The organism is Dactylosporangium sp. NPDC048998 (assembly GCF_043197855.1).
Taxonomy (GTDB): domain Bacteria; phylum Actinomycetota; class Actinomycetes; order Mycobacteriales; family Micromonosporaceae; genus Dactylosporangium.
Genome location: NZ_JBICTV010000005.1, coordinates 277251 through 302684 on the forward strand (window position 1 = coordinate 277251; position 25434 = coordinate 302684).

The 25434-nt window shown below is 73.2% G+C and carries 24 protein-coding genes; 19 read left to right on the plus strand and 5 right to left on the minus strand.

Features of this window, described 5'->3' with window-relative positions; genetic code table 11:
• Positions 1-3 precede the first annotated feature (3 nt).
• The 11 genes from ACGFI8_RS14995 (at position 4) to alc (ending at position 13047) form a co-directional block, all read left to right on the plus strand.
• A complete protein-coding gene (locus ACGFI8_RS14995; protein ID WP_392804572.1) occupies positions 4-2538 on the plus strand; it encodes a glycoside hydrolase family 28 protein in 2535 nt (844 codons plus the stop codon).
• 267 nt (positions 2539-2805) lie between these two features.
• On the plus strand, positions 2806-3300 hold the full coding sequence (gene uraD / locus ACGFI8_RS15000) for a 2-oxo-4-hydroxy-4-carboxy-5-ureidoimidazoline decarboxylase (RefSeq protein ID WP_392804575.1): 495 nt from the start codon (positions 2806-2808) through the stop codon (positions 3298-3300).
• A 227-nt stretch (positions 3301-3527) separates the two neighbouring features.
• Positions 3528-3830, plus strand: a complete 303-nt coding sequence (gene uraH, locus ACGFI8_RS15005; protein WP_392804578.1) for a hydroxyisourate hydrolase — start codon at positions 3528-3530, stop codon at positions 3828-3830.
• 3 nt (positions 3831-3833) lie between these two features.
• Positions 3834-4691 carry a factor-independent urate hydroxylase gene (gene pucL, locus ACGFI8_RS15010; RefSeq protein ID WP_392804581.1) on the plus strand — a complete coding sequence of 286 codons (858 nt, stop codon included), beginning with the start codon at positions 3834-3836 and terminating at the stop codon, positions 4689-4691.
• Entirely contained in the window at positions 4679-5554 is an 876-nt protein-coding gene (locus tag ACGFI8_RS15015) for an FAD binding domain-containing protein (protein WP_392804583.1), read from the plus strand. The genes pucL and ACGFI8_RS15015 overlap by 13 nt, the downstream gene beginning before the upstream one ends.
• A complete protein-coding gene (locus ACGFI8_RS15020) occupies positions 5545-6012 on the plus strand; it encodes a (2Fe-2S)-binding protein (protein WP_392804585.1) in 468 nt (155 codons plus the stop codon). The genes ACGFI8_RS15015 and ACGFI8_RS15020 overlap by 10 nt, the downstream gene beginning before the upstream one ends.
• Positions 6009-7346, plus strand: a complete 1338-nt coding sequence (locus ACGFI8_RS15025; protein WP_392804586.1) for an 8-oxoguanine deaminase — start codon at positions 6009-6011, stop codon at positions 7344-7346. The genes ACGFI8_RS15020 and ACGFI8_RS15025 overlap by 4 nt, the downstream gene beginning before the upstream one ends.
• A complete protein-coding gene (gene pucD / locus ACGFI8_RS15030) occupies positions 7343-9619 on the plus strand; it encodes a xanthine dehydrogenase subunit D (protein ID WP_392804588.1) in 2277 nt (758 codons plus the stop codon). Before ACGFI8_RS15025 ends, pucD begins: the two co-directional genes overlap by 4 nt.
• Position 9620: 1 nt before the next feature.
• Positions 9621-10784 carry a DUF6986 family protein gene (locus ACGFI8_RS15035; protein ID WP_392804590.1) on the plus strand — a complete coding sequence of 388 codons (1164 nt, stop codon included), beginning with the start codon at positions 9621-9623 and terminating at the stop codon, positions 10782-10784.
• A complete protein-coding gene (gene allB / locus ACGFI8_RS15040) occupies positions 10781-12088 on the plus strand; it encodes an allantoinase AllB (RefSeq protein ID WP_392804592.1) in 1308 nt (435 codons plus the stop codon). The genes ACGFI8_RS15035 and allB overlap by 4 nt, the downstream gene beginning before the upstream one ends.
• Positions 12085-13047: an allantoicase gene (gene alc, locus ACGFI8_RS15045; RefSeq protein WP_392804595.1), complete on the plus strand. Its 963-nt coding sequence runs from the start codon at positions 12085-12087 to the stop codon at positions 13045-13047. The genes allB and alc overlap by 4 nt, the downstream gene beginning before the upstream one ends.
• Here the strand turns inward: alc and ACGFI8_RS15050 are convergent.
• The gene (locus tag ACGFI8_RS15050; RefSeq protein WP_392804598.1) at positions 12961-13560 is read right to left on the minus strand and encodes a GNAT family N-acetyltransferase; all 600 of its coding nucleotides are present in this window, start codon (positions 13558-13560) and stop codon (positions 12961-12963) included. The genes alc and ACGFI8_RS15050 overlap by 87 nt on opposite strands.
• A gap of 138 nt (positions 13561-13698) precedes the next feature.
• Here ACGFI8_RS15050 and ACGFI8_RS15055 point away from each other — a divergent pair, with 138 nt between their 5' ends.
• Positions 13699-14034, plus strand: coding sequence for a DUF4190 domain-containing protein (locus ACGFI8_RS15055; RefSeq protein WP_392804600.1), 336 nt, complete (start codon positions 13699-13701; stop codon positions 14032-14034).
• A 136-nt stretch (positions 14035-14170) separates the two neighbouring features.
• Here ACGFI8_RS15055 and secA2 read toward each other — a convergent pair whose 3' ends face one another.
• Positions 14171-16498: an accessory Sec system translocase SecA2 gene (gene secA2 / locus ACGFI8_RS15060; protein ID WP_392804602.1), complete on the minus strand. Its 2328-nt coding sequence runs from the start codon at positions 16496-16498 to the stop codon at positions 14171-14173.
• A gap of 268 nt (positions 16499-16766) precedes the next feature.
• On the opposite strand from secA2, the gene ACGFI8_RS15065 reads away from it, so the two are divergent.
• Complete coding sequence (locus ACGFI8_RS15065; RefSeq protein WP_392804603.1) at positions 16767-17588, plus strand: NAD-dependent protein deacetylase; 822 nt, start codon at positions 16767-16769, stop codon at positions 17586-17588.
• A gap of 101 nt (positions 17589-17689) precedes the next feature.
• Here the strand turns inward: ACGFI8_RS15065 and ACGFI8_RS15070 are convergent, their stop codons facing one another.
• The gene (locus ACGFI8_RS15070) at positions 17690-17977 is read right to left on the minus strand and encodes a DUF3040 domain-containing protein (RefSeq protein ID WP_392805382.1); all 288 of its coding nucleotides are present in this window, start codon (positions 17975-17977) and stop codon (positions 17690-17692) included.
• 279 nt (positions 17978-18256) lie between these two features.
• Between ACGFI8_RS15070 and ACGFI8_RS15075 the strand changes: the two genes are divergently transcribed.
• The 4 genes from ACGFI8_RS15075 (at position 18257) to ACGFI8_RS15090 (ending at position 21947) form a co-directional block, all read left to right on the plus strand.
• Positions 18257-19180, plus strand: coding sequence for a lipocalin family protein (locus tag ACGFI8_RS15075; RefSeq protein ID WP_392804605.1), 924 nt, complete (start codon positions 18257-18259; stop codon positions 19178-19180).
• Between the two features lie 100 nt (positions 19181-19280).
• Entirely contained in the window at positions 19281-20609 is a 1329-nt protein-coding gene (locus ACGFI8_RS15080; protein WP_392804606.1) for an AI-2E family transporter, read from the plus strand.
• 9 nt (positions 20610-20618) lie between these two features.
• The gene (locus ACGFI8_RS15085) at positions 20619-21056 is read left to right on the plus strand and encodes a nitroreductase family deazaflavin-dependent oxidoreductase (RefSeq protein ID WP_392804608.1); all 438 of its coding nucleotides are present in this window, start codon (positions 20619-20621) and stop codon (positions 21054-21056) included.
• Between the two features lie 39 nt (positions 21057-21095).
• The gene (locus ACGFI8_RS15090; RefSeq protein ID WP_392804610.1) at positions 21096-21947 is read left to right on the plus strand and encodes a glycoside hydrolase family 88 protein; all 852 of its coding nucleotides are present in this window, start codon (positions 21096-21098) and stop codon (positions 21945-21947) included.
• 4 nt (positions 21948-21951) lie between these two features.
• On the opposite strand, the gene ACGFI8_RS15095 is transcribed toward ACGFI8_RS15090, so the two are convergent.
• Both ACGFI8_RS15095 and ACGFI8_RS15100 read right to left on the minus strand, forming a co-directional pair.
• Positions 21952-22818, minus strand: coding sequence for an alpha/beta fold hydrolase (locus ACGFI8_RS15095; protein WP_392804611.1), 867 nt, complete (start codon positions 22816-22818; stop codon positions 21952-21954).
• A 9-nt stretch (positions 22819-22827) separates the two neighbouring features.
• On the minus strand, positions 22828-23340 hold the full coding sequence (locus ACGFI8_RS15100) for a MarR family transcriptional regulator (RefSeq protein ID WP_392804614.1): 513 nt from the start codon (positions 23338-23340) through the stop codon (positions 22828-22830).
• A gap of 119 nt (positions 23341-23459) precedes the next feature.
• On the opposite strand from ACGFI8_RS15100, the gene ACGFI8_RS15105 reads away from it, so the two are divergent.
• Both ACGFI8_RS15105 and ACGFI8_RS15110 read left to right on the plus strand, forming a co-directional pair.
• The gene (locus ACGFI8_RS15105; protein WP_392804617.1) at positions 23460-23753 is read left to right on the plus strand and encodes a hypothetical protein; all 294 of its coding nucleotides are present in this window, start codon (positions 23460-23462) and stop codon (positions 23751-23753) included.
• Between the two features lie 231 nt (positions 23754-23984).
• Entirely contained in the window at positions 23985-25427 is a 1443-nt protein-coding gene (locus ACGFI8_RS15110) for a DUF1996 domain-containing protein (RefSeq protein ID WP_392804619.1), read from the plus strand.
• Positions 25428-25434: the final 7 nt, after the last annotated feature.

Consider the following 25434-nt stretch of genomic DNA (forward strand, 5'->3'; position numbering starts at 1 on the left):
GGCGTGAGAAGCCGGGCACTCGTCGCTACCGTCGTGCTCGCGGTCGCCCTGACCGCGGGCGGCTGCACCGGTGACTCCGGCGACGGCGCCGAGCGCAACCCCGGCGGGGGCGGCGAGAAGCCGGTGACCAACGGCGTCAGCCCCGTGCACAGCTGGTCCTACGACGCGAGCGACTTCAACGGCGGGGTGCTCGGCGGGCCGCCGCAGGGCTGGAAGGTCGACGGCGCGGGCGGCGCCGGCGTCGTGCCGTTCCCCGACGAGACCGACCGCAGCCTCAAGATCGGGGCCGGGACGCGCGTGACGCGGAGCTTCGCCACCCTGGAGGGCACCGTGGAGGTCGCGGCGCGGGTCTGGGTGGAGCAGACCGACGGCCGCCTCGACGTGCTGACCGTCAAGGGGCCTGAGGGGCAACCGGTGGCCACCGTCGCGGTCCGCGACGGCCGGTTGGCCGAGATGGCCACCGGCCGCGACGCGACCCCGGCCCAGGCGCAGCGGTGGTACGCGCTGCGCCTGGTGCTGCGGACCGGCGACCAGCGGTACGACCTCTACGTCGACGGCCGCCGCGCGCTCGCCTCCCAGCCGTGGCAGAGCCGGGCCGCCGGCATCGCCAGGATCACCGCGGGCGGCGGCAACCCGGGCACGATGTACCTCGACGACGTCAACGCCCATCGCATCCCCGACCCCTCGGTCGACTACCTCGTCCTCGACCAGTTCGACGACGCCTCGCTGGGCTCGCGGCCCACCGGGTACGAGCTGAGCCGGGACGGGAGCCTCCAGGTGGCGGCGGTGCCCAGCAACGACGACCGCAGCGCCACGCTCACCCGGACGGGCGCCGGCGAGGCCACGGCCGTGCGCCGGTTCGACGCGCAGCGCGGCACGGTGATCGCGCAGGCCACGGTGCGCACCGACACGCTCGAGGGCGCCCGGACCGCGCTCGGCGCGCAGACCTCGCAGGGCCGCACGGTCGCGGCGATCGAGTTCAGCGACGGCTGGCTGGTGTACGACAACGGCCGCTCGCGCAGCCGGCTCGTCTCGTTCACCGCGGACGAGTGGCTCACGATCCGGCTCGTGCTCGACGTCCCGACCCAGCGCTTCGACGTGTTCGTCGACGGCCGCCGCATCGACCCGCCCGCGCAGAACCAGCAGCTGGTCCCGCGGTGGGCGTTTCGGGACCAGGCGGACGACATCGGCCGGCTGCTGTTCGGCGTCCGCGACGCGGGCGGCCTGACCTTCGACAAGGTCATGGCCTTCACCAGCCCGGTGCAGTCCCCGCCGGGCACCGTCGTCGACGTGCGCAAGGCCCCCTACAACGCCGCCGGCGACGGCGTCACCGACGACACCGCGGCCATCCAGCGGGCCATCGACGACGTGCCGGCCAACGGCTCGGTTCTGCTCTCCGGCGGCGTGTTCCTGTCCGGCACGATCCGGCTGAAGTCGAACATGACGCTGTGGGTCAACCGCGACGCGGTCCTGCTGGGCACCCAGAACGACGACGCCTACCCCTTGTTCGACGCCACCACGGCGGGCACGCCGTCGATCGGCGGGCGGCGGCGCACGCTGATCCTCTCCGCGGGCGCCGACAACATCGGCATCGACGGCGGCGGGACCATCGACGGCAACGGCACCAAGCCCGAGTGGGCCATCGAGCGCAGCGGCGGCAACGACACGATCCGCCCGACGCTGATGTTCCTGACCAAGGGCCGCAACATCAGCGTCCGCAACGTCTTCATCCGCAACGCCGCGGCCTGGGCGATCGTCCCGGCCGAGGCCGACGGCGTGCTCATCGCCGACGTGAACATCGACAGCAACCTGTACGCCAACCGCGACGGCATCGACATCGTGGACAGCCGCGGCGTGCTGATCGAGCGGGTCAACGTCTGGTCCGACGACGACGCCATCTGCTTCAAGTCCTACACCACCGGCGTGGACAGCGCGCTGGTCCGGCTGTCCTCCGTCGGGCACTCCCAGCGGGCCAACGGCGTCAAGTTCGGCACCGAGAGCCGCGGCTCCTTCCGCAACGTGGTCGTCGAGGACGTGCTGGTCAAGAACGTCGACAAGGCCGCGCTCACCATCGCGTCGGTGGACGGCGCGACGGTCTCCAACATCACGTTCCGCCGCATCACCGTCGACCACGCGCTGCGGCTGTTCTTCGTGCTGGCCGGCAAGCGGGCGGAGTCGCCCAACCCGCCCGGCCCGATCGACGGCGTGCACTTCGAGAGCATCACCGGGACCGGGCTGGCCGCGCCGTCGATGGCCACCGGGCAGTCGCTGGACGGCACGACGTACCGGCTCTACGACGTCCTGCTCAGCGAGGTGCACCAGTGGGTGCCCGGCGGGGCGCGCACGGTGCCGCCGGAGCCCGCCGAGTACGCGGGGCTGTATCCGGAGAGCTCGTTCCTGACCGGGGACAGCCCCGCGTACGGGTACTTCTTTCGGCACGTCGACGGCGTCACGATCCGGGAGGCGAGCAGCGCACCGCGGCGCCCGGACGTGCGCCAGCACGTGGCACTGTCCGACGTGGACCAGATCGTGCGCTGACGAGCCGCAGGTCGACATCGGCGATCCGGCCGTCGGCGAGGGTGCGCCGCGCAGAACCGTCACGGGCGCGGCTCCCGTCCGACGCGATGTTGACGCACGCCAACAATCTCGACGCCTTGGCGGCATCGGCGGTTTCGCGTACATGACGCTTCCGTTTCCGCGCTCTCACCTCGCGGCTCCGGACAAAACGCGGATACTGGACATGATCCCGAAGGGCTGGACAAGAGACATCCCCGGAGTACTGTCCGGGGATACGAGAGGGGTGCCATGCTCGATCGGTTCAACGGCCTCGCGCCCGAGGCCGCCGAGGAGGCCCTGCTCGCGTGCTGCGCGTCGCCCGGCTGGGCCGCCCGCGTGGCCGCCGCCAGGCCGTATCCGACGCCGGCCGACCTGGTCGTGGCCGGTGTCAACGCGTTCGACGAGCTGGGCTGGCCCGACCTGGCGCAGGTGCTGGCCGCCCATCCGCGGATCGGGCAGAGACCCACCGGGGACGGCGCCGAGGCGGCCTGGTCGCGCCGTGAGCAGGCCGGGGTGGAGGGCTCCGCGCGCGAGCTGGCCGAGGTCAACGAGGCCTACGAGCGCCGCTTCGGCCACTTGTTCCTGATCTTCGCCACCGGCCGGTCCGCCGAGGACATCCTGGCCGCCGCCCGCGGACGGCTGGGCAACGACGAGGAGACCGAGCGGACGGTCGTCCGCGGCGAGCTGCGCAAGATCGTCGAGCTGCGCCTGGAGCGCCTCGCCGAGTCGGTCGAGGCCGCATGAGCGGTACGGAGCGGAGCGGAGTGGCCGCTCATCGGAAACGCAGATGCGACTCATGCCGCTGCCGGAGCGAAGCGGAGGTGACGGCATGAGCGGTACGGAGCGGAGCGGAGTGGCCGCTCATCGGAAACGCAGGTGCGACTCATGCCGCTGCCGGAGCGAAGCGGAGGTGACGGCATGAGCGATACGGAGCGCAGGTTTAGGTCATGCGGCCGTGGCGGAGCGGCCGCATGAGCCTGTCTACGCACGTCCTGGACACGGCCCGCGGCATACCGGCGGCTGGGGTGCCGATCCGGCTGGAGACGGCCGACCACATCTTCATCGGCGAGGGGCAGACCGACCTCGACGGGCGGTTGCGCTGGGAGGACGTCGGCACCGGCCGCTACCGGATGGTGATCGACACCGCCGCCTACCTCGGGCCGGACGCGTTCTTCCCCGAGGTCGCGATTACGTTCACGATCGCCGACGCGTGCCACCACCACGTGCCGCTGCTGCTGAGCCCGTTCGGATACTCGACCTACCGGGGGAGCTGAGGCATGCCGACCTTCGAGCTGGGCCCGAACCAGTACGGCAAGGCCGAGACCCGCCTCGTGCGCGTCGAGCGCGGCGCCGGCGGTGACCGCATCACCGATCTCAACGTCAGCGTCGCCCTGCGCGGCGACCTCGCCGCGAGCCACCTGACCGGCGACAACGCCGCGGTGCTGCCCACCGACACGCAGAAGAACACCGTCTACGCGTTCGCTCGAGAGTTCGGCATCGACGACATCGAGACGTTCGCGGCGCGCCTGGCCGAGCACTTCGTGTCGTCGCAGCCGAGCGTCCACGAGGCTCGGGTCGCCGTCGAGCAGTATCCCTGGCAGGACGTCGACGGCCGGCACACCTTCCGCCGCGACGGCGGCGAGGTGCGCACGGCGACCGTCCACCATGGACACTACGGCACCCGGACCGTCTCCGGCGTCACCGGCCTGGTGCTGCTGAAGACGACCGACTCGGAGTTCCACGGCTACGTCCGGGACCGCTACACCACGCTGCCGGAGACCCGCGACCGGATCCTGGCCACCTCCGTCGACGCCACCTGGCGCACCGCCGCCGGGCCGGCCGACGGCGCGAAGGCCCGGGCGGCCCTCGTCGAGGCGTTCGCCGACACCTACAGCTACGCGCTGCAGCAGACGCTGTTCGCGATGGGCTCGCGGGTGCTGGAGGCCTGCCCCGACGTGCTCGAGGTGAAGCTGTCGCTGCCCAACCGGCACCACTTCCTCGTCGACCTGGCGCCGTTCGGCCTGGACAACCCCAACGAGGTGTATTTCGCCGCGGACCGCCCGTACGGGCTCATCGAGGGCGTGGTGCGCCGCCCCGGCGTGGCGATCCCCGAGGAGGTCGCGTGGACTTTCTGAGACCGTCCACCTGGGACGAGGCGCTCGCCGCCAAGGCCGCCCACCCCGGCGCCGTGCCGATCGCCGGGGGCACCGACGTGATGGTGGAGCTCAACTTCGACCGCCGCCGGCCGGCCGCGCTGCTGGACCTGACCAGGATCGCCGAGCTCACCGATTGGGGCGCCGACGGGGACGTGCTGCGCGTCGGCGCCGGGGTGACGTACCGCCGCATCATCGACGAGCTCGGCGGCCGCCTGCCCGGCCTGGCGATGGCGGCCCGCACGGTCGGCTCGCCGCAGATCCGCAACCGCGGCACCGTCGGCGGCAATCTCGGCTCCGCGTCCCCGGCCGGCGACGCCCACCCGCCGCTGCTGGCCGCCGGCGCCGCGGTCGAGGTCGCCTCCGTGCGCGGCGTGCGCCGCATCGAGGCCGCCGACTTCTTCACCGGCCCCAAGCGCAGCGCCCTGGCCTCCGACGAGCTCATCGCCGCGTTCCTCGTCCCGCCGGCCGCCGGCGCGCAGCAGTTCGCCAAGGTCGGCACCCGCAACGCCATGGTCATCGCCGTGTGCTCGTTCGCCGTCGCGCTCGACCCGGCCCGGCGCACCGCCGGCACCGGGATCGGCTCCGCCGGGCCGACCCCGCTGCGCGCGACCGGCGCCGAGTCGTTCGCGGCCGAACTGCCGTGGGAGAGCCGGGCTCCGCTGAGCGACGCGACGGTCCGCCGCTTCGGCGAGCTCGTCGCCGAGGCGGCCAGGCCGATCGACGACGTGCGGGGCAGCGCCGCGTACCGCCGGCACGCCCTGGCCGTCCTCGGCGCACGGACGCTGCGCTGGGCCTGGGACGAGTACAGGCACGAGTACAGGCAGGAGTACCGATGCGGGTGAACGTGACCGTCAACGGCGAGGCCATGGCCGCCGACGACGTGTGGGAGGGCGAGAGCCTGCTCTACGTGCTGCGCGAGCGGCTCGGCCTGCCCGGCGCCAAGAACGCGTGCGAGCAGGGCGAGTGCGGCTCCTGCACGGTCTACCTGGACGGCACCCCGGTGTGCGCCTGCCTGGTCGCGGCGGGCCAGGCGGAGGGGCGCGAGGTGCGCACCGTCGAGGGGCTGGCCCGCCGTGACCAGGCAGGCGCGCTGCACCCGATCCAGCAGGCGTTCCTGGAGGCCGGCGCCGTCCAGTGCGGATTCTGCACTCCCGGGCTCATCGTCGCCGTGCACGACCTGCTGCGGCGCGACCCGGACCCCGGCGAGGCGGACATCCGCGAGGCCCTGGCCGGCAACCTGTGCCGCTGCACCGGCTACGAGCACATCGTCGCCGCGGTCAGGCTGGCGGCCGCGAAATGATCGTCATCGAGGGCTGCGCCATCGCGACCGTCGACGCCGACGGCACCGAGCACGCCGACGGGCACATCGTCGTCTCCGGCGACCGGATCGCCGCCGTCGGCGCCGGACCCTACCGCGGCGACGAGAGCGTCACCCGGGTCGACGGCCGCGGCTGCCTGGCCACCCCGGGCCTGGTAAACACCCACCACCACCTCTACCAGTGGGCGACTCGCGGCTACGCCCAGCAGGAGATCCTGTTCGGCTGGCTGACCGAGCTGTACCCCGTCTGGGCCCGCATCGACGCCGGCATCGTGCACGCCGCCGCGGCCGCCGGCCTCGCCCAGCTCGCGCTGTCCGGGTGCACGACGAGCACCGACCACCAGTACGTGTTCCCGCGCGACGGCGGCGACGTGCTCGCCGCCGAGATCGACGCGGCCGCGACGGTCGGGCTGCGCTTCCACCCGTGCCGCGGCTCGATGGACCTGTCGGCCAAGGACGGCGGCCTGCCGCCCGACACCGTCGTCGAGGACACCGACGCCGCGCTCGCCGCCACCAAGGCGGCGATCGACCGGTTTCACGACCCGTCCCCGGGCGCCATGGTGCGCATCGCGGTCGCGCCGTGCAGCCCGTTCTCGGTCACCCCGCGGCTCATGCGGGAGGCCGCCGAGCTGGCCCGATCCGCGGGCGTGCGGCTGCACACGCACCTCGCCGAGACGGTCGAGGAGCAGGCGTACTGCCGGGAGGTCCACGGCTGCACCCCGGTGCAGTACGCGGAGAGCCTCGGCTGGCTCGGCGAGGACGTCTGGCTCGCCCACGCCGTGCACCTCGACCCGGCCGCGATCGCCCGGCTCGGCGCCACCGGCACCGGCGTCGCGCACTGCCCCAGCTCCAACGGCCGCCTCGGGGCCGGCATCGCCCCGGTCCGTGACCTGCTCGACGCGCGGGTGCCGGTCGGCCTCGGCGTCGACGGCGCCGCCTCCCAGGAGGCCGGGCAGCTCGGCGCCGAGTTACGCCAGGCCCTCTACCTGGCCCGGCTGCGCGGCGGCCCGGCCGCGCTGACCGCCCGCGAGTCCCTGGCCCTGGGCACCATCGGCGGGGCCCGCTGCCTCGGCCGCGACGGCGAGCTCGGCTCGCTCGAGCCCGGCAAGCTCGCCGACATCGCGCTGTGGCGCCTCGACGGGATCGGCCACGCCGGCATCGCCGATCCGGTCGCCGCGCTGGTGCTCGGCCCGCCGGCGCCGCTGCGGCTGCTGCTCGTCGGCGGGCGCGCCGTGGTCGAGGACGGCGCGCTGTCCACCGTGGACGAGCCGGCACTGGCGGCCTCGCTGGCCCGGGCCGCGAAGGAGCTGCGATGACCAGCGCCGTCACGAGCGCCGTCGCGAACGGGATCGGCACCTCGCCGGTCCGGCCCGACGGCACGCTGAAGGTCACCGGCGAGTTCGCGTTCTCCTCCGACCTGTGGGCCGACCGGATGCTCTGGGGCGCCACGCTGCGCAGCCCCCACCCGCGGGCCCGCATCGCCGGCATCGACATCACCGCAGCCCTGGCGATGCCCGGCGTGCACGCCGTGCTCACGGCCGAGGACGTGCCCGGCGCCAAGCACTACGGCCTGGAGCACCGCGACCAGCCGGTGCTGGCGATGGGCCAGGTCCGCTACGCCGGCGAGCCGGTGGCGATCGTCGCCGCCGACCACCCCGAGACGGCCCGGCGGGCGGCCGCCCGCATCGCCGTCGAGTACGAGGTGCTGACCCCCGTCGTGGACGGCGAGGCGGCGCTGGACCCCGCTGCGGACCGGGTCCATGAGTCCGGTGAGTCCGGCAACCTGCTGCGGCACGTGCCGATCCGCAAGGGGCCGCAGGATGTCACCGCGCCGGTCGTCGTCACCGGCGAGTACGAGGTCGGCATGCAGGACCAGGCGTTCCTCGGCCCGGAGTCCGGCCTCGCCATCCCCGCCGAGGACGGCGGCGTCGAGCTGTACATCGCCACCCAGTGGCTGCACGGCGACCTCGGCCAGGTCGCCGACTGCCTCGGCCTGCCGCACGACAAGGTCCGGCTCAGCCTGGCCGGCGTCGGCGGCGCGTTCGGCGGCCGCGAGGACGTGTCGATGCAGGTCCACGCGTGCATGCTGGCGCTGCACACCGGGCGCCCGGTGAAGATGGTCTACTCCCGCGAGGAGTCGTTCTTCGGCCACGTGCACCGCCACCCCGCCCGGCTGCGCTACGAGCACGGCGCCGACACCGACGGCCGGCTCGTCTACGTCCGGGCCCGCATCGTGCTCGACGGCGGCGCCTACGCTTCCACGTCGATGGCGGTCGTCGCCAACGCCACCACGCTCGGCGTCGGCCCGTACCGCGTGCCCACCGTCACCATGGACGGCTACGCCGTCTACACCAACAACCCGCCGTGCGGGGCGATGCGCGGCTTCGGCGCCGTCCAGGCCTGCTTCGCCTACGAGTCGCAGATGGACAAGCTCGCCGCCGCGCTCGGCCTCGACCCGGTCGAGCTGCGCGCCCGCAACGCGTTGGAGCCCGGCGACACCATGCCCACCGGCCAGGTCGTCTCCGGCCCCGCCCCGGTCGCCGAGCTGCTGCGCCGGGTGCGCGACCTGCCGCCGCCGCCCCCGCGTGACCCGGCCGCCACGGACCCTCGCGAGCTGCCCGGCGGCGTGGCCAACACCACCCGCGGCGAGGGCGTGCGCCGCGGCGTCGGCTACGGCATCGGCATCAAGAACGTCGGCTTCTCCGAGGGCTTCGACGACTACTCGACCGCCCGGGTGCGGCTGGAGGTCGTCGGCGGCGAGGCGGCCGCGGTCGTGCACACCGCCGCCGCCGAGGTCGGCCAGGGCCTGGTCACCGTCCAGGCGCAGATCGCCCGCACCGAGCTCGGGGTCGACCGGGTGACCGTGGCGACCGCCGACACCTCGGTCGGCAGCGCCGGCTCCTCCTCGGCGTCGCGGCAGACCTACGTCACCGGCGGCGCGGTGAAGGCGGCCTGCGAGGCCGTGCGCGACGAGGTGCTCAGCCGCGCCGGGATCGCCGGCGGCCGGCTCGCCGGCGGCAAGCTGCTCACCGCGAGCGGCGAGGTCGTCGCCGACCTTGCCGCCGTCCTCGGCGACCGGCCGGTCGAGCGGACCGTCGAGTGGCGGCACCGGCCCACGTTCCCGATCGACCCGCACACCGGGCAGGGCGACGCCCACGTGCAGTACGCGTTCGCCGCGCATCGGGCCACCGTCGACGTCGACGTCGAGCTGGGCCTGGTCCGGGTGGTGGAGATCGCCACCGCGCAGGACGTCGGCCGGGCCCTGCACCCGCAGTCGGTGCGCGGCCAGATCGCCGGCGGCACCGCCCAGGGCCTCGGCCTGGCCGTCATGGAGGAGATCCAGGTCGTCGACGGGCTGATCCGCAACCCTTCGTTCACCGACTACCTGATCCCGACGATCCTCGACGTGCCGCCGATGCGCATCGACGTGCTCGAGCTCGGCGATCCCGAGTCGCCGTACGGGCTGCGCGGCGTCGGGGAGCCCCCGACGATCTCCTCCACGCCCGCGATCGTCGCCGCGATCCGCGCCGCCACCGGGCTGGAGCTGCGGCGGGTCCCGGTGCGCCCCGAACACCTGACGGGGACCTGAGATGGCCCTCACCGAGCGCGACCTCGAGGAGCTGCGGGCCCGCGCCGAGCACCTCGACCGGCTGCTGCTGCCCGGCCAGGTCGATGAGGGCCTGCGGCGGCAGCCGGTGCATACCGTCTACGTGCCCGCCGACCGCTGCACCGCCGCGACCGCGGGGGAGTGGGCGGAGCAGGCCCGCGCCCTGGTGCGCGACCACGGCCCCCCGCCGTTCCCCGACGAGATCGTCGAGATGGTCCTGGCGAAGCTCGGCACCGGGCCGATCGAGGACCTGCGGGTCGACTTCGAGGACGGGTACGGCATCCGCCCCGACGACGAGGAGGACGCCCACGCCGCGGCGGCCGGCGCCGCGCTGCGCACCGGCGCCCCGCCGTTCTTCGGGCTGCGGTGCAAGAGCCTGGAGCCGGCCACTGTCGTGCGGGCCGCCCGCACGATCGACGCCTTCCTCACCGGCCTCGGCGCGCCCCCGGACGGGTTCGTCATCACCTTCCCCAAGGCGACGTCGGCCGCCCACGCCGACGTGGCGGTGCTGCTGTGCCACCAGCTGGAGCACGCCCACGGCCTCGCCGAGGGCGCGCTGCGCTTCGAGCTGCAGGTGGAGACGCCGCAGGCGATCCTCGGCGCCGACGGGCGCTGCCCGCTGCCCGAGATGATCGTTCGCTCGCACGGCCGCCTCTCCGGCCTGCACTACGGCACCTACGACTACAGCACCGCGCTCGGCGTCGCGCCGGCCCTCCAGAGCCTGGAGCACCCGGTCGCCGACCACGCCAAGGCGGTCATGCAGGTCGCCGTGGCCGGCACCGGCGTGCACGTCGCCGACGGGTCCACCAACGTCGTCCCGGCCGGCACCACCGAGCAGGTGCGCGCGGCCTGGGCCCTGCACGCCCGGCTGGTGCGGCGCAGCCTCGAGCGCGGCATCTACCAGGGCTGGGACCTGCACCCGGGGCACCTGCCGACCCGGTGGGGCGCGACCTTCCAGTTCTTCCGCGACGGGCTGCCCGAGGCGCGCCGGCGCCTGGAGGACTACCTCGCCCGCCGCGCCGGCGGCCACCTCGACGAGCCGGCCACCGCGCGGGCCATGGCCCGGTTCCTGCTCCGGGGTGTCCACTGTGGAGCATTGTCCGCCGCCGACCTGCCCCGCCCGGCCGAGGAGCTGGAGGCCCTGTGACGTTCTCGCTGCGCTCGCGCCAGGTGTACCTTCCCGGCGGTCCGCGCGCCGCGACCGTCACCGTCGCCGACGGGCGCATCGCCGCCGTCGCCGACCACGACGCGCCGGTGGACGGGCCGGTCACCGACCTCGGCGGGCTGTGCCTGCTGCCCGGCCTCGTCGACACCCACGTGCACGTCAACGAGCCCGGGCGTACCGAGTGGGAGGGCTTCGCCACCGCCACCCGCGCGGCGGCGGCCGGCGGCGTGACGTCCATCGTGGACATGCCACTCAACTCGCTGCCGCCGACCACGAGCGTGACGGCGCTGCGGGAGAAGCAGGCGGCCGCGCGCGGCCAGTGCTTCGTCGACGTCGGCTTCTGGGGCGGCGCGGTGCCCGGCAACGCCGCCGACCTGCGGCCGCTGCACGACGCCGGCGTGTTCGGCTTCAAGAGCTTCCTGGTCGACTCCGGCGTGCCGGAGTTCCCGCCGCTGGACCGCGTCGGCCTCGCCGAGGCGTTCGCCGCCGTCGACGCGCTGTTCATCGTGCACGCCGAAGACCCGGCGCGGCTGCACGACGCGCGCCCGTCCCGCGCGTACGCCGACTTCCTCTCCTCCCGCCCGCCGGCCGCCGAGGTGTCCGCGGTCGACGCCGCGCTCGCCGTGGCCGGCGCGGCCGGGGCACGGGTGCACATCCTGCACCTGTCGGCCGCCGACGCGCTGCCGGCCCTGCGCCGCGCCCGGGCGGACGGGGTACGCGCGACCGCGGAGACGTGCCCGCACTACCTGACCCTCGACGCCCGGGCGGTGCCCGACGGCGCCACCGAGTTCAAGTGCTGCCCGCCGATCCGCGACGCCGGCAACCAGGACCGGCTGTGGGGCGGCCTCGCCGACGGGACCATCTCGATCGTCGTGTCCGACCACTCGCCGTCGACGCCGGAGCTCAAGCGCCGCGACACCGGCGACTTCGCCGCCGCGTGGGGCGGGATCGCCTCCCTGCAGCTCGGCCTGCCCGCCGTGTGGACCGCCGCCCGCGAGCGCGGCTTCACCCTGGCCGACGTGGTCCGCTGGATGGCCGCCGGCCCGGCCGACCTGGCCGGGCTGCGCCGCAAGGGCCGTATCGAGCCGGGCGTCGACGCCGACCTGGTCGCCTTCGACCCCGAGGCGACCTTCGTCGTCGACCCCGCCGCCCTGCACCACCGGCACCCGGTCACCCCCTACGCGTCCCGCGAGCTGTCCGGCGTGGTCCACACCACCTGGCTGCGGGGCGTCCCGATCGGCGACACCCCGGCCGGCCGGTTCCTGCTCCGGGAGGATGTTCCATGACGTTCACGGATCTGCCTGACCTCGCCTCGCGCGCACTCGGCGGCGGCGTGGTCGACGCCAACGACGAGTTCTTCGCCGCCCGGGACAACCTCGTCAATCCGGAGCCGTCGTCGTTCGAGACGTGGACGTACGGCCCGAAGGGGAAGGTCTACGACGGCTGGGAGACCCGCCGCCGGCGCACCCCCGGCCACGACTGGGCGGTCGTGCGCCTCGGCGCGCCCGGCGTCGTGCGCGGCGTGATCGTGGACACCGCGCACTTCACCGGCAACTACCCGCCGCAGGTCTCCGTCGAGGGCTGCGAGGTCGGCGACCACCCGTCCCCGGACGAGCTCGCGGCGGCGTCCTGGACCGAGCTCGTGCCGCGGTCGCCCGTGCGGGGCGACACCCGCAACCCCTTCGCGGTCAGCGCCGGGGCTCGCTGCACGCACGTCCGGCTGAACATCTATCCCGACGGCGGCGTCGCGCGGCTGCGGGTGCACGGCACCGTGGTACCGGATCCGCGGCTCCTGCACGGCCTGACCGTGGACCTGGCGGCGGCGGAGCTCGGCGGCCTCGTCGTCGGCTGCAGCGACATGTTCTACGGCTCGCCCGGCAACCTGATCCTCCCCGACCGGGCGCGGCAGATGAGCGAGGGCTGGGAGACGGCCCGCCGCCGGGACGAGGGCAACGACTGGGTGACGATCCGCCTGGCCGCCCCGGGCCGGATCCGCCTGGCCGAGCTGGACACCACCCACTTCAAGGGCAACGCCCCCGGCGCGGCGTCCCTGCGCGCCACGGCGTCGGCCTCCCTCGACGGCGACGACGTCGCATGGTTCGACCTGCTGCCGCGCACCCGCCTGCAGCCGGACACCCGGCACCGGTTCCGCCTCGACTCACCGGCCGAGGCCACCCACGTGCGGCTGGACATCTTCCCCGACGGCGGCATGGCCCGCCTCCGCCTCTGGGGCGAGACCACCTGACCGGGTTCGCGGCCGAGACGGCACCGAGCAGCGCATCGACGGGCCGGTCTCCAGAACAAAACCCAGCCGTTCGTACACCGGGAGGCCCTCCCTCGACGCGCGCAGGCGGACCTGGCTGACGCCGTTGTCCGCGAACCAGCCCAGCAGCCCCGTGAGGCACGCGGTCGAGTAGCCGCGGCGGCGGTACCGCGCATCCGTCGCCACGTTGAACACGTATCCGGTCAGCCCGCCCGGGTTGGTCGGTGAGCCCAGCCGCTCCTCGAAGACCCCGGTCGCGCACGCGGCCAGCCCGGGCCCGTCACCGACGGGGCGGTCCACCACGAACGCGGCGATGCTCGCCCCCGGCAGCGGCAGCCGCCGCCGCAGCGAGGCCACGGCCAGCTCCGACCACTCGCCGGGCGGCACCGGCTCGCCGTCCATCGACTCCAGCATGACGATCCGCAGCCGGATGAGCTCCTCGGCGTCGCCCGCCGTGGCCCGGCGCGCGACCGTGCTCCCGTTCCCGTTGTCCACGAGCGCGAACGTACCGGCCGCCCCGCCCGGCGGCGCAGCGATTTATCCGGCCCGATCGCGGGATAACGCGCCGATCGAGATCCTGGAATACTGCAGGAACACCGGCCGGCACGACACAACCGCAGGGGCGAGACTTTCATGGACGAACCGCAACCGGATCAGCCACGACCGGAGCAGCTGCCCCCGCAGCCGGGGTGGCAGCCGCCGCCGGCGATGTACTACCCGGCCCCGCCGACCAACACCTATGCGATCCTCGCGGCCATCTTCGCGTTCGTCGTCCTGCCGCCGCTGGGCATCTACTTCGGGTACAAGGCCCGCGCGCAGATCGCCCAGACCGGCGAGCGCGGCAGCGAGCTGGCCACCGTCGGCATCGTCGGCGGCTGGATCCTCACGGTCATCCAGGGGGCCGTCCTGATCATCTGGTGCGGCTTCGCCATCTTCTTCATCGGCGGCGGGATCATGTCCAGCCGCTGACGATGTCGTCGACCTGCTGCCCGGGCCCGAAGAACTGCACCGCGCGGCGAGCGGCCGGAACGTGGCGACGGCCGCCGCGGACGCGGCGGCCGTCTCGGACTAACTCGGACCAGCTCGGACGAACGCGGTGGGGCGCTCAGCCCTTCTTGACGCCCTTGCCGCTGCGGAACAGCTTGACCATGCCGGCGAAGAACCGCTCCATCTCCGAGCCGAACGGGTTGTCGCTGACCACGTACGTCCACGTGGCGCTCGGCCGGATCAGGCCGGCGTCGCCGGGCTCCCAGTCGGGGCCGTCGATCTCCTGCTCGTCGAACTCGCTGACCGTGCGGTTGTCGATCTCGGCCAGCAGGCCGCGGAACGCCGGGATCGCCTCGCGGTGGAACTCGTCGAGCGGGTCCTGCGAGCCGAGCACCCGCAGGTGGATGCCCTCGCGCAGCTCGCTCATGTCGGCGAGGTGCTCCGACCACGCGCTGTCGGCGTGGAAGAGCGCGATCTGGCGGGCGATGCGCAGCACCGTGTCCTCGCCGAGATCCTCGGACAGCTCGTTGTACTTGTCCGGGCTGCGCTCCGCGAGCAGCTCGCCGGCCGCGTCGGTGGTGAGCAACTCCTCGCGCCGCTTGCCGTGCAGCTGGCGGTGCTGGTCCAGCAGGTAGTTGTACCGCCACGTGTTGCGGTGGATCTCGAGGTTGACGGCCTCGGCGACCCGCTGCGCCGAGCCGATCGCCCACCGGACGTCCTCGTCGTCGATCGCGCCGTCGGCGTCGGCCCGCCCCATCGGCATGGGCTCCGGGCCGTACCGCGTGATGAGCTCGTCCTCGAGGCTGACGAAGAACATCGACTCGCCCGGGTCGCCCTGCCGGCCGGCGCGACCGCGGAGCTGGTCGTCGATGCGGCGCGAGTCGTTGCGGGCCGTGCCGATCACGAACAGCCCGCCGAGCTCGGCGACGCGGTCGCGGTCCTTCTCGTCGCTGCCGCCCAGGCGGATGTCGACGCCGCGGCCGGTCATCTGCGTCGAGACCGTCACCGCGCCGATCGCGCCGGCCTCGGCGACGATGGCCGCCTCCGCCTCGTCGTTCTTGGCGTTGAGCACCACGCACGCCACGCCCTCCTCGGCGAGCGTGGCGGCCAGCCGCTCCGACTCGGCGACGCTCAGCGTGCCGACCAGCACCGGCCGCCCGGTCGCGTGCATCGCGGAGATCTCGGCGACCACGGCGATGTCGCGCTCCTCGGCCGAGGCGTACACGCGGTCGGGCCAGTCCTTGCGGATGTTGGGCAGGTGCGGCGGGATGACCGCGACCTCGAGCTTGTAGAACTCGCGCAGCTGCTCCCCGACCGGGAGGGCCGTGCCCGTCATGCCGCAGATCTTCTTGTACTGCGTGAGGAACGCCTGCACCGTGATGGTCTGCAGCACCGTGCCGCCGCCGCTGCTGCGGATCTTCTCCTTGGCCTCGACCGCGGCCTGCAGCCCGTCGGGCCACCGGCGGCGCTGGGCGACCCGTCCGCGGAACTCGTCGATGAGCTCGACCCGCTCGTCACGCACGATGTAGTCGACGTCGCGGACCAGCAGCGCCTCGGCGTGCAGCGCCAGGTTGACGGCGGTGAGCGCGTCGAAGTTCTCCTCGGCGTAGAGGTCGATGTCCAGCACGGACTCGACCTTCGCCAGGCCCTCGGTGGTCAGGTGCGCGGTGCGCCCCTCGTCGACGACCTCGAAGTCGTGGTCGCGGCGCAGGCCGCCGACGATCTCCGCGATCGCGAGCGGCTGGTCCTTGTCGTCGATCGTGGAGCCGGCCAGCACCAGCGGCACGCGCGCCTCGTCGATCAGGATCGAGTCGGCCTCGTCGATGATGACGGTGCCCAGCTCGCGGTGCACGCGGTCGGCCGTGTCCGTCACGATCGAGTCGCGCAGCAGGTCGAAGCCGGCCTCGCTGACCGAGACGTACGTGATGTCCTTCGCGTACGCCTCCCGGCGCTCCTCCGGCGTGGAAGACTCGTTGACCCAGCCGACGGTCAGGTCGAGCAGCTCGTACACCGGCCGCATCCACTCCGCGTCGCGTCGGGCCAGGTAGTCGTTGACCGTGATCACGTGGACCGGCCCCTGCGCGGCATACCCGGCGGCGGCGATCGCGGCGGTCAGCGTCTTGCCCTCACCGGTGGCCATCTCGACCACGTGCCCGGCGAGCAGCACCTGGGCGCCGAGCAGCTGCACGTCATAGGGCCGCTCGTCCAGGGCCCGCTTGGCTGCCTCCCGGCCGAGCGCGCACGCCTCGACGAAGTCCTTCGGGTCTTCCCGCTGGTGCAGTGCCGTGGCGGCGGCGCGCAGCTCCTCGTCGGTGAGCTCGGACAGCTCGGCCTCGCGCTCCTCGATCAGCGGCAGCAGGGCGCGCATCGGCTCGAGGTCGATCGTGGTGCCCGGCTGCTCCTGCAGCTTGCGGCGCCACGCGTTGAATTTGCTCACCAAACCCATGCCGAACACGATACGTCCCCCGCCGGAGATGGTGTGCGCCCCGTCACCGCACCTCTTCACCGCTCGGCGGCGGTGCTCGACGCGATCGTCGGCGGCTGACTCGGGGCGAAAAATGACGATAAGTCCGAAAAATCACTCAAAAATGCCCCAATCTTCGGCCTCGCGCCGCGGCCCGCGCCCCCTCTCCGTCGACTCGCCGAGCATGAACCTTTCACGCAGCGCCGCCGCCGGTCGGGGTGATCGTGACGGGCGAGGCAGGATTGATGCCGTGGAGCAGGGGGTGGCGGCGCTCAGCGCGCTCGTCGGCAAGGGTGGCGTGCTGGTGCTCAGCGGCGCCGGGATCTCGACCGAGTCGGGCATACCGGACTATCGGGGGCCGAGCGGGATGCGGCGCAACGCCCAGCCCATGACATACCAGACCTTCACCCGCGACCCGGTCGCCCGGCGCCGCTACTGGGCCCGCAGCCACCTCGGCTGGCGGACCATCGCCCGGGCCGCGCCCAACGCCGGGCACCACGCGGTCGGGCGGCTGCAGCGGCTCGGCCTGCTGACCGGCATCGTCACGCAGAACGTCGACGGGCTGCACCAGGCCGGCGGCGCCGACGGGGTCGTCGAGCTGCACGGCGCCCTCGACCGGGTGGTCTGCCTCGACTGCGGCGAGCGCTCGGCCCGCGACGAGCTCGACGCCCGGCTGTCCGCCGCCAACATCGGATACGCGGCCGTGGCGGGCGGCATCAATCCCGACGGCGACGTGGACCTCACCGACGAGCAGGCCGCCGGGTTCGTGGTCGCCGACTGCCGGGGCTGCGGCGGGATGCTCAAGCCCGACGTGGTGTTCTTCGGCGAGAGCGTGCCCACCCCGCGCGTACAGCAATGCTTCGACCTCGTCGAGCGCTCCGCGGCGCTCGTCGTGCTCGGCTCGTCGCTCACCGTCATGTCCGGGCGGCGGTTCGTGGTCCGGGCGGCGAAATTAGGGTTGCCGATCGCGATCGTGAACCAGGGGCCGACCCGCGGCGACGCCCTCGCCGCGATCCTGGTCGACGCCCCGCTCGGCGCGGTGCTGGCCAGGGTGGCGTGGGACCTGCGCTGAGCGGGCGAAAGCGAGTTCCCCGGCGCTGTGAGCACGGTGCCGGGGAACTCCGGGAGACTCCGGGAACTCGGGGAAACGCCGGGTAACGCGGAAGACGCAGGTCAGGGGTTTAGGTGGGCGGCCGGCTGCTCGGGGTGGGCCGGCCGGTAGGTCCAGACGCCGCCGGCGATGCCGAGCGCACAGATCGCCAGCACCGTCCCGAAGACGCTGCCGGCGGCCAGTCCGACGACGGCCCCGACGATCGCGGCGATGGCGATGATCACCGAGGTCACGCGGCGCGGCGTGATCCGGCGGCTCATGGCCCGGTTGAAACCATTGACGAAGCGCGTGTCGTTGCGCAGTGCGGCTTCGATGTCCGCGAGCCGCTTCTGCTCGCTCTCGCTGAGCATGACGCCCAACCTCCTCCGACGGGCCTACCCGGTTCGCGATGGGTACCCGCTCTTATCGATCGTCACACAGAATGCCCCCGAGTGGGTCGGCCAGTTGGCGCCAAATGGGATTTCACTGCTCAGCGACGCGGCGTTTTGCGGCTTTTGTCGGGTCGGGCGACCTGCGAAAGATCGCGCGATATGCCATTCTCGACGGCGAATGGCGCGGAATGCGCGAGTGAACGGTGAGCGGCGTCTTGTCGTCGGGCGACGGCGCGGCGGCATGGGGGAGGAACGAACGTGGACCCGAGGCAGTGGCAGCAGCCCGATCCCACCGCTGGGTACGGCCAGACACCGCCGGGCGGGTATCCGCCCCAGCCGCCGCAGTACCCGCCGCAGCAGCCGCCTCAGCCGCAGTACCCTCAGCCGCAGTATCCGCCGCAGCAGTACCCGCAGGCGCAGCCGCCCCAGCAGCCACCGCAGCCGCAGTACCCTCAGCCGCAGTACCCGCCGCGGCAGCCGGTCGCGCAGCCCTACTCCGCGATGCCGTACGCGACACAGCCGTACAGCGCGCCGCCCGCCTACCAGCAGCCCCCGATGTCGCCGGCGCAGTCCGGCCCGCCCGCGCCGCCGGGGCGGCGCAACCGCTGGTTCGCCGCCCTGGTGATCAGCTCGGTGCTGCTCGTGGTGCTCGTGGTCGCCATCGTCGTGGTGTCGCTCAACCGCAAGCCGGACGCCACCGGCGGCCCGCAGGCCACGTCGTCGCAGACCGGCCCGGTCGAGCAGTGCCTGGTCGGCAAGTGGAAGCAGACCTCCTACCAGCACTACGTCGACCTCAGCACCACCGACGTGGGCAAGCGCGAGAAGCTCGGGAAGATCAAGTTCACCGGCGGCGGCAAGATCTGGGAGATCCGGGCCGACGGCAACGCGGTCGAGGACGACACCAAGACGGTGTACAGCGGCAAGACCGACGACGGCCGCACCGTCAACGCCTCGTGGGCGGGCCGCACCGAGTGGAAGGTGTCGACCAAGGACGGCGTGCTGTCCTTCGCCGGCGGCGAGGCCACCACGGTCGTCACGATCAGCGTCGACGGCAGCGAGAAGGGCCGCATCGAGCTGCAGCCCAACCTCGACCCGACCCCGTACACCTGCAACGGCGACATCTGGCGCACCTCCGGCAAGGACTCCGCCGACGACTTCGCCCGCTACGACCGGGAGCAGTGACCTGAAGTGACCTGGAGTGACCTGGACTGATCTGGAGCGCGGAGCCTGAGCGAACCCTGCCGATCGGTTGACACCACCCCTGCGGGGTACTGGCCGGGGCATGACGACGTGGTTCATGCAGTTCGGCGAGCGGGCGCGGACCCGGCTGAGCGCCGCGCACAGCAACCCGCCGTTCCCCGGCCAGGTCGAGGTGCGGTCGGCGTCCACTGTGGACGACGGCATCCCCCACGGCGTCAAGGTCGCGGGGGCCTGGGCCTGGCGGATCGTGCTGTTCATCCTCGCGGGGTATCTGCTGCTGCAGCTCGTCGCCGCGCTGCACCTGATGGTGATCCCCGTCGTCGTGGCGCTCCTGCTCGCCGCGCTGCTCGAGCCCGTCGCCGGCTGGCTGCGCCGGCGCGGGCTGCACCGCTCGCTGGCCGCCGCCATCGTCCTCGTCGGCGGCCTCGCCGTCGTCTTCGGCGGCCTGGGCGCCATCATCTACACGTTCATCGACCAGTTCCACAACCTCGAGGTGCAGGTCCGCGGCGGCCTCAACGAGATCCGCCACTGGCTCGCCCGCGGCCCGCTGCACATCTCCGAGCGGCAGCTCAACGACACCATCGACTCGCTGCAGCGGCAGATCACGACCAACCGTGGCGCGTTGACCTCGGGCGCGCTGAGCACCGCCACCACGCTCGCCGAGGTGATCACCGGCTTCTTCCTGGTGCTGTTCACGCTGTTCTTCTTCCTGCGCGACGGCGAGCAGATCTGGACCTTCCTGTGCCGGCTGCTGCCGCGGCACGCCCAGGCGCCGGTGGCCCGGGCCGGGTACTACTCGTGGTCCACCCTCGTGTCCTACGTGCGGGCCACGGTGCTGGTCGCGTTCGTCGACGCGCTCGGCATCGGCATCGGCCTGGTGGTAATACGGATCCCCCTCGCCCTGCCGCTGGCCGCCCTGGTGTTTCTCGGCGCGTTCATCCCGGTCGTCGGCGCGACCCTGTCCGGCACCGTGGCGGTCCTCGTCGCGCTGGTCACCCACGGGCCGGTCAGCGCGCTGCTCGTGCTCGGGGTCGTCATCGCGGTACAGCAGCTGGAGGGCCACGTCCTGCAGCCGCTGATCATGGGCCGGGCGGTCGCCCTGCACCCGCTCGCGGTGATCCTGGCGATCGCCACCGGGGTGGTGGCCGCCGGCATCGTCGGCGGCCTCGTCGCCGTGCCGCTGCTCGCGGTGGGCAACACCGCGGTGCGATATCTGGCCGAGCACGCCCACGGCGAGCCGGCCGACGGGGACGAGGAGTCCGGCACCGAGCCCACCGACCAGGACGAGAAGGCAGACGACGCCGAGCAACACGACGACGACAAACGTCAGGAGGACATGCGCGACCGCGAGGAACGCGCGGAAGCCGGCCCGGCGGCGGGTACGGTCGAAGGCGAGATCACCCAACAGTAAGGAGCAACCATGCCGTTGACCGGTGACTACGAGCCAAGCTCGAGCGACTGGTCGCGCGAGCAGGTCGAGCTGTTCGAGCGGACCGGCGGCGCCGAGGGCAACACCATGCGCGGCCGGCCGATCATCGTGCTGACGTCGCTCGGCGCCAAGTCGGGCAAGGTCCGCAAGACGCCGCTCATGCGGGTCGAGCACGACGGGCACTACGCGGTCGTCGCCTCGCTGGGCGGCGCGCCGAAGCACCCCGTCTGGTACCACAACCTCAAGGCCAACCCGCACGTCGAGCTGCAGGACGGGTCGGTGAAGCGCGACTACACGGCCCACGAGGCGACCGGCGAGGAGAAGGAGCTGTGGTGGCAGCGGGCCACGGCGACCTGGCCCGACTACGACGGGTACCAGGCCAAGACCGCCCGCACGATCCCCCTCTTCGTCCTCACACCGCGCGACTGACCGGTGCTCGATCACCCGGTCGTATTGACGCTGCTGGCCATGCAGCGGCAGAACTGGGAGCAGGGCGTGGCCGTCCACGCCCTGCTCGACCTGGGGCTGACGGACCTCGCCGGGCGGCTGGCCCGCGACTCGGCCGTCCACCAGAGCCCCGACGGGCGCCTCGGCACGATTGGCGGCGAGCGCGGCTCGGTCAACTGCGCCGCCAACTTCGAGGGTGTCGTACACCTGGGGCTCACCGACGTCGCTCGGCGCCAGCTCGACTGGATCGCCGAGCGGGCGCCGCGGGCCGCCGACGGCACGCTCTACCACGTCCTGGACGCGCCCGAGGTGTGGGCCGACACGGTGTACATGGTCGTGCCGATGCTCGCCTTCGCCGGCCGGCCCGACCTGGCGGTCCGGCAGGCCGAGGGGCACCGGCAGCGGCTGTGCCACGACGGGCTCTACGCCGCCGCCGACAACCGACCCCGGCTGTGGGGCACCGGCAGCGGCTGGGTCGCGGCCGGCCTCGCCCGGGCGATTCGCCACGACCCCGCGCTCGCCGGCCCGCTCGCCGGGCACGCCCGCGAGGTGATCGACGCGTGCCTGGCCCACCGCCGCGCCGACGGGCTGTTCGGCGACGTGCTCGACGACCCGGCGTCCTTCCGCGAGGCGAACCTGGCGCAGATGCTGGCCTACGCGGCGTACACCGGCGTCACCGATGGCTGGCTGGAGCCCTCCTACGCCGCCGTCGCGGACTCGCTGCGCGCCGCGGTCGAGCCCCACGTCCACGACGGCCTCGTCACCTCGGTCTGCGGCGCGCCGACCTTCGACCGCCCGGGCACCTCCGCGGAGGCGCAGGCGTTCCACCTCCTCGCGCTCGCGGCGGCGCCCGCCGCTTCCGGTGGCGGCTGACCGGTCAGCCGCACGTAGCCCGGGCGGCGGCGAGGATCTGGTCGGTGACCGGCCCGGGGTGGGAGATCAGCGTGAGGTGCGAGCCGCCCGGGACCGTCCGCACGTGGGCCTTGGCGCGCTGGGCCATGAAGGTCTGCGACTGCGGGGTGATGATCCGGTCGGCGGAGCCGATGACGTACCAGGAGGGGATCGTCTTCCAGGCGGCGGCCGTGGACGGGGTCGTGAACGCGCTCTTCGCGGCCGGGCGCTGGGAGGCCCACAGCCGCTGCGCGGCCGGCGCGGGCAGGTCGGGGCCGAAGGACTGCAGGAAGACCTTCTGCTTCAGATAGAGGTCGGCATCGCCAATCCTGGCCGCCGAGAACGGCACGACGTCGTAGAGGGTGTCCGGCGCCGCGCCCAGCGCCGACGTGGCGCCGCTGAGCTGCGCGGTGGTCTCGCCCACCGCGGGCGCGGCGGCGTCGACGTAGACCAGGGCCTTCACGTGCGGGTCGCCGGCGGCCGCGTTGGTGATGACCGAGCCGCCGTAGGAGTGGCCCACGAGCACGACGGGCCCGGAGAGGGTCTTGAGGAAGTCGGCGACGTCCGCCGCGTCGCCGGTCAGACCGCGCAGCGGGTTGGCCACCGCCCGCACGGGGTAGCCCTCGCGCTGCAGCCGGCTCACCTCCTCGCTCCAACTGGAGGTGTCGGCCCACGCGCCGTGCACCAGCACGACCGTCGGTTTCACGGCGCAGCCGCTCGGCGGGCCCGCCGCCACCGTCGCGGCGGGTGGGACGCCCTCGGCCGAGCGGGCGGCGACGGCGAGGACGCCCGCGGCCAGGGTCACCAGCACGGCGATCGAGGCCCGGCGCCGGCGGCCAGCATGCGTCTGCATGCCGCGGGACTACCCCGTGGGCGCCTGTCCATGGCCCGCGTCGGTCAGGTCGTCGGTGGCGATCCGGCCGGCCTCGGTGACGCGTTCCAGGAAGCCGGCCAGCAGCTGGAGCTCGGCCTCGTCGTAGTCGGCGCACAGCGCGTCCATGCTGCCGTTCATGCCCGAGTAGAGGCCGTACACCTCGCCAACGCGGTCGCGCTGGGGGCGCACGACCACGGCGCGGCGGTCGGAGGGGTCGCGCTCGCGGGCGATCCAGCCGCCGCGCTCCAGGCGGTCGAGAATGCCGGTCATCGTGGCCGGGTGCAGCCCCGCCCGGCGCGCCAGCGCGCTCGGGCTGAGCGGCCCGTGCCGGTTGATGAGGTCCAGGCAGTCGAAGTCGACGTCCTTGAGCTCCAGCCGGGCGCCGACCCGGTGGTTGAGCAGCGACAGCTGGATGCTCAGCGCGCGCAGCGACTCCTTGATGTGGTTCGTCGTGCGGCGCCGGGCCCGCGCGGCGCTGTCCTCGGGTGCTACGGAAGTCATATCGTCTTGATCCCTGATCCATATGTTATGGAACCGGTATGGTATCGCCGCGGAGGCGTCCCCGGCCGCGGCCACCCTGGCCGTCGACTCGGCGATCAGGGTGTGGTTGTCTAACCCTCATGCGGGACGCGGGACTGTTGCTCGTCGCGGTGGTCGAGATGGTGCCGGACTCGGTGGAGGCCGGGGCGCAGTACGAGGACGAGGTGCTCGCGCTGCTGCCGAGGCACGGCGGCACGCTGGAGCGCCGGCTCGCCGGCGGCGGCACCGAGGTGCAGGTCATCAGCTTCGCGACGCGGGCCGGCTATGACGCGTTCATGGTCGACCCGGACCGCCTCGCGATCCGGGCCCGCTACGGCGACACCGCCCCGACGGCCCGCGTGCTCGAGGTGACCGAGGTCCCGGTCGCCACCTGACGAACGCGTCGGCCCGATCGCGGCGGCCGACGCCGGGAAACCTAAGCAGGAATTAAAGAAGCGATTGCGGAAAAAGTGTAATCGGATCGCTTTCTCAGGCCACGTCGGGCGTCCCCGCCGGTGCTGTTGTAATTCTTCCTTTACCTCTTGAACTAAGTCGCCGGGGATCCGCACACTGGCTGGCGCAACGACCCGTGACGTTTGCCGATACGGCAGAGACAAAGGATCGAAATGCGCAGGAAGACCCGTGTGCTGCTGGGCGCTGCCGTGGCTGCGGCCCTCGGTGCGAGCGGCATTTACATCGCGACGGCCGATGCCGGCGAAATCACTCCGGCGCCGAAGCTGGAGGCGGAGTCGTATTCCGCCCAGTCCGGCGCGCAGACCGAGAACACCACCGACGAAGGCGGCGGCAAGAACGTCGGCTGGCTGGCCGCCGGGGACTGGTTGCGGTACGACAACGTGACCATCGGCGGCGCGGACCTCACCGCCCGGATCGCCTCGAACAACCGCGCCGGCGGCTCGATCGAGCTCCACCTCGGCTCGCCGACGGGCGGGCTGCTGGCCATGTTCCCGGTCGCGTACACCGGCGGCTGGCAGCGGTGGACGACCGTCACCGCCAAGGCCGTGAGCGTGCCGGCCGGCGCGCAGACCCTGGTGGCGGTGATGCGGAGCCCGCAGCCCGCCGACTTCGTCAACATCAACTGGTTCACCCTCGGCGGGGGCTCCGCCGCGACGCGCGGGCCGGCCACGGCGACCGTCCCGCCGCCGACCACCGCCGCCCCCAGCGCCGCGCCGTCGTCGGCCGCGCCCACGGGCGGCGCCGGGGCCGGCTGGGTGGACGTCGACCAGGCCGCGTGGCAGCAGCAGCTCGCCGCGTTCAACGCGATCAAGCAGCTGCCGGTCCCGGCCGGCACGACCCGGGTCGCCGAGTTCCACACCGACTGCCAGGTGTCCAACGAGGCCAAGGACGACCCGATCGTGCTGCCGGGCCTGCCGGGCGCCTCGCACATGCACACCTTCTTCGGCCCGGCGTTGGACGCCGTCACCAGGCCGGCCGACCTGCTCACCCGCAGGACGACCTGCAACGCGCCGGGCGACGGCAGCGCCTACTGGGTGCCGCAGCTGCTGCGCGACGGCCAGCCGGTCAAGATCAAGAGCTTCCGGGTGTACTACGGGTCGCGCCTCGCCGACCCGTCGGTGACCGTGCCCTTCCCGCCGGGCCTGGTCATGGTGCACGGCGACGCGAAGCGGCAGGTGGCCACGCCGAAGGGCGCCAGCGGCCAGTTCTGGTGCGCCGGCAGCGCCGAGGTCGGCCGCAGCGCCGACGGCAACTGGCCGGTCTGCGCGGCCGGCGGCAACCTGATCTTCCAGCTGGTCTTCCAGGACTGCTGGGACGGCCAGCACATCGACTCGCCCGACCACAAGTCCCACATGGGCCCGATGCAGAACGGCCAGTGCACCGGCAAGTACCCGGTCGCCGTGCCGAACCTCTCGTTCATGGTCAACTACGACTCCCTCGGCGGCGACGGCCTGACGCTCTCCTCGGGCATGGCCTCCTCGATGCACGGCGACTTCATGAACGCGTGGAAGCCGGAGAACCTCGGCCCGCTCGTGAAGATCTGCCTCGACGCGAAGGCGAAGTGCGGCATCGAGCCGAGCTTCACCGGCGGCTGATCCGCAC

Excerpts from the sequence above, each read along its gene's own strand:
- uraD (WP_392804575.1), top strand. The coding sequence starts at position 2,806 with ATGCTCGATCGGTTCAACGGCCTCGCGCCCGAGGCCGCCGAGGAGGCC.
- uraH (WP_392804578.1), top strand. The coding sequence starts at position 3,528 with ATGAGCCTGTCTACGCACGTCCTGGACACGGCCCGCGGCATACCGGCG.
- pucL (WP_392804581.1), top strand. The coding sequence starts at position 3,834 with ATGCCGACCTTCGAGCTGGGCCCGAACCAGTACGGCAAGGCCGAGACC.
- ACGFI8_RS15020 (WP_392804585.1), top strand. The coding sequence starts at position 5,545 with ATGCGGGTGAACGTGACCGTCAACGGCGAGGCCATGGCCGCCGACGAC.
- ACGFI8_RS15025 (WP_392804586.1), top strand. The coding sequence starts at position 6,009 with ATGATCGTCATCGAGGGCTGCGCCATCGCGACCGTCGACGCCGACGGC.
- pucD (WP_392804588.1), top strand. The coding sequence starts at position 7,343 with ATGACCAGCGCCGTCACGAGCGCCGTCGCGAACGGGATCGGCACCTCG.
- ACGFI8_RS15035 (WP_392804590.1), top strand. The coding sequence starts at position 9,621 with ATGGCCCTCACCGAGCGCGACCTCGAGGAGCTGCGGGCCCGCGCCGAG.
- alc (WP_392804595.1), top strand. The coding sequence starts at position 12,085 with ATGACGTTCACGGATCTGCCTGACCTCGCCTCGCGCGCACTCGGCGGC.
- ACGFI8_RS15055 (WP_392804600.1), top strand. The coding sequence starts at position 13,699 with ATGGACGAACCGCAACCGGATCAGCCACGACCGGAGCAGCTGCCCCCG.
- secA2 (WP_392804602.1), bottom strand. The coding sequence starts at position 16,498 with ATGGGTTTGGTGAGCAAATTCAACGCGTGGCGCCGCAAGCTGCAGGAG.
- ACGFI8_RS15070 (WP_392805382.1), bottom strand. The coding sequence starts at position 17,977 with ATGCTCAGCGAGAGCGAGCAGAAGCGGCTCGCGGACATCGAAGCCGCA.
- ACGFI8_RS15080 (WP_392804606.1), top strand. The coding sequence starts at position 19,281 with ATGACGACGTGGTTCATGCAGTTCGGCGAGCGGGCGCGGACCCGGCTG.
- ACGFI8_RS15085 (WP_392804608.1), top strand. The coding sequence starts at position 20,619 with ATGCCGTTGACCGGTGACTACGAGCCAAGCTCGAGCGACTGGTCGCGC.
- ACGFI8_RS15090 (WP_392804610.1), top strand. The coding sequence starts at position 21,096 with ATGCAGCGGCAGAACTGGGAGCAGGGCGTGGCCGTCCACGCCCTGCTC.
- ACGFI8_RS15095 (WP_392804611.1), bottom strand. The coding sequence starts at position 22,818 with ATGCAGACGCATGCTGGCCGCCGGCGCCGGGCCTCGATCGCCGTGCTG.
- ACGFI8_RS15100 (WP_392804614.1), bottom strand. The coding sequence starts at position 23,340 with ATGACTTCCGTAGCACCCGAGGACAGCGCCGCGCGGGCCCGGCGCCGC.
- ACGFI8_RS15105 (WP_392804617.1), top strand. The coding sequence starts at position 23,460 with ATGCGGGACGCGGGACTGTTGCTCGTCGCGGTGGTCGAGATGGTGCCG.
- ACGFI8_RS15110 (WP_392804619.1), top strand. The coding sequence starts at position 23,985 with ATGCGCAGGAAGACCCGTGTGCTGCTGGGCGCTGCCGTGGCTGCGGCC.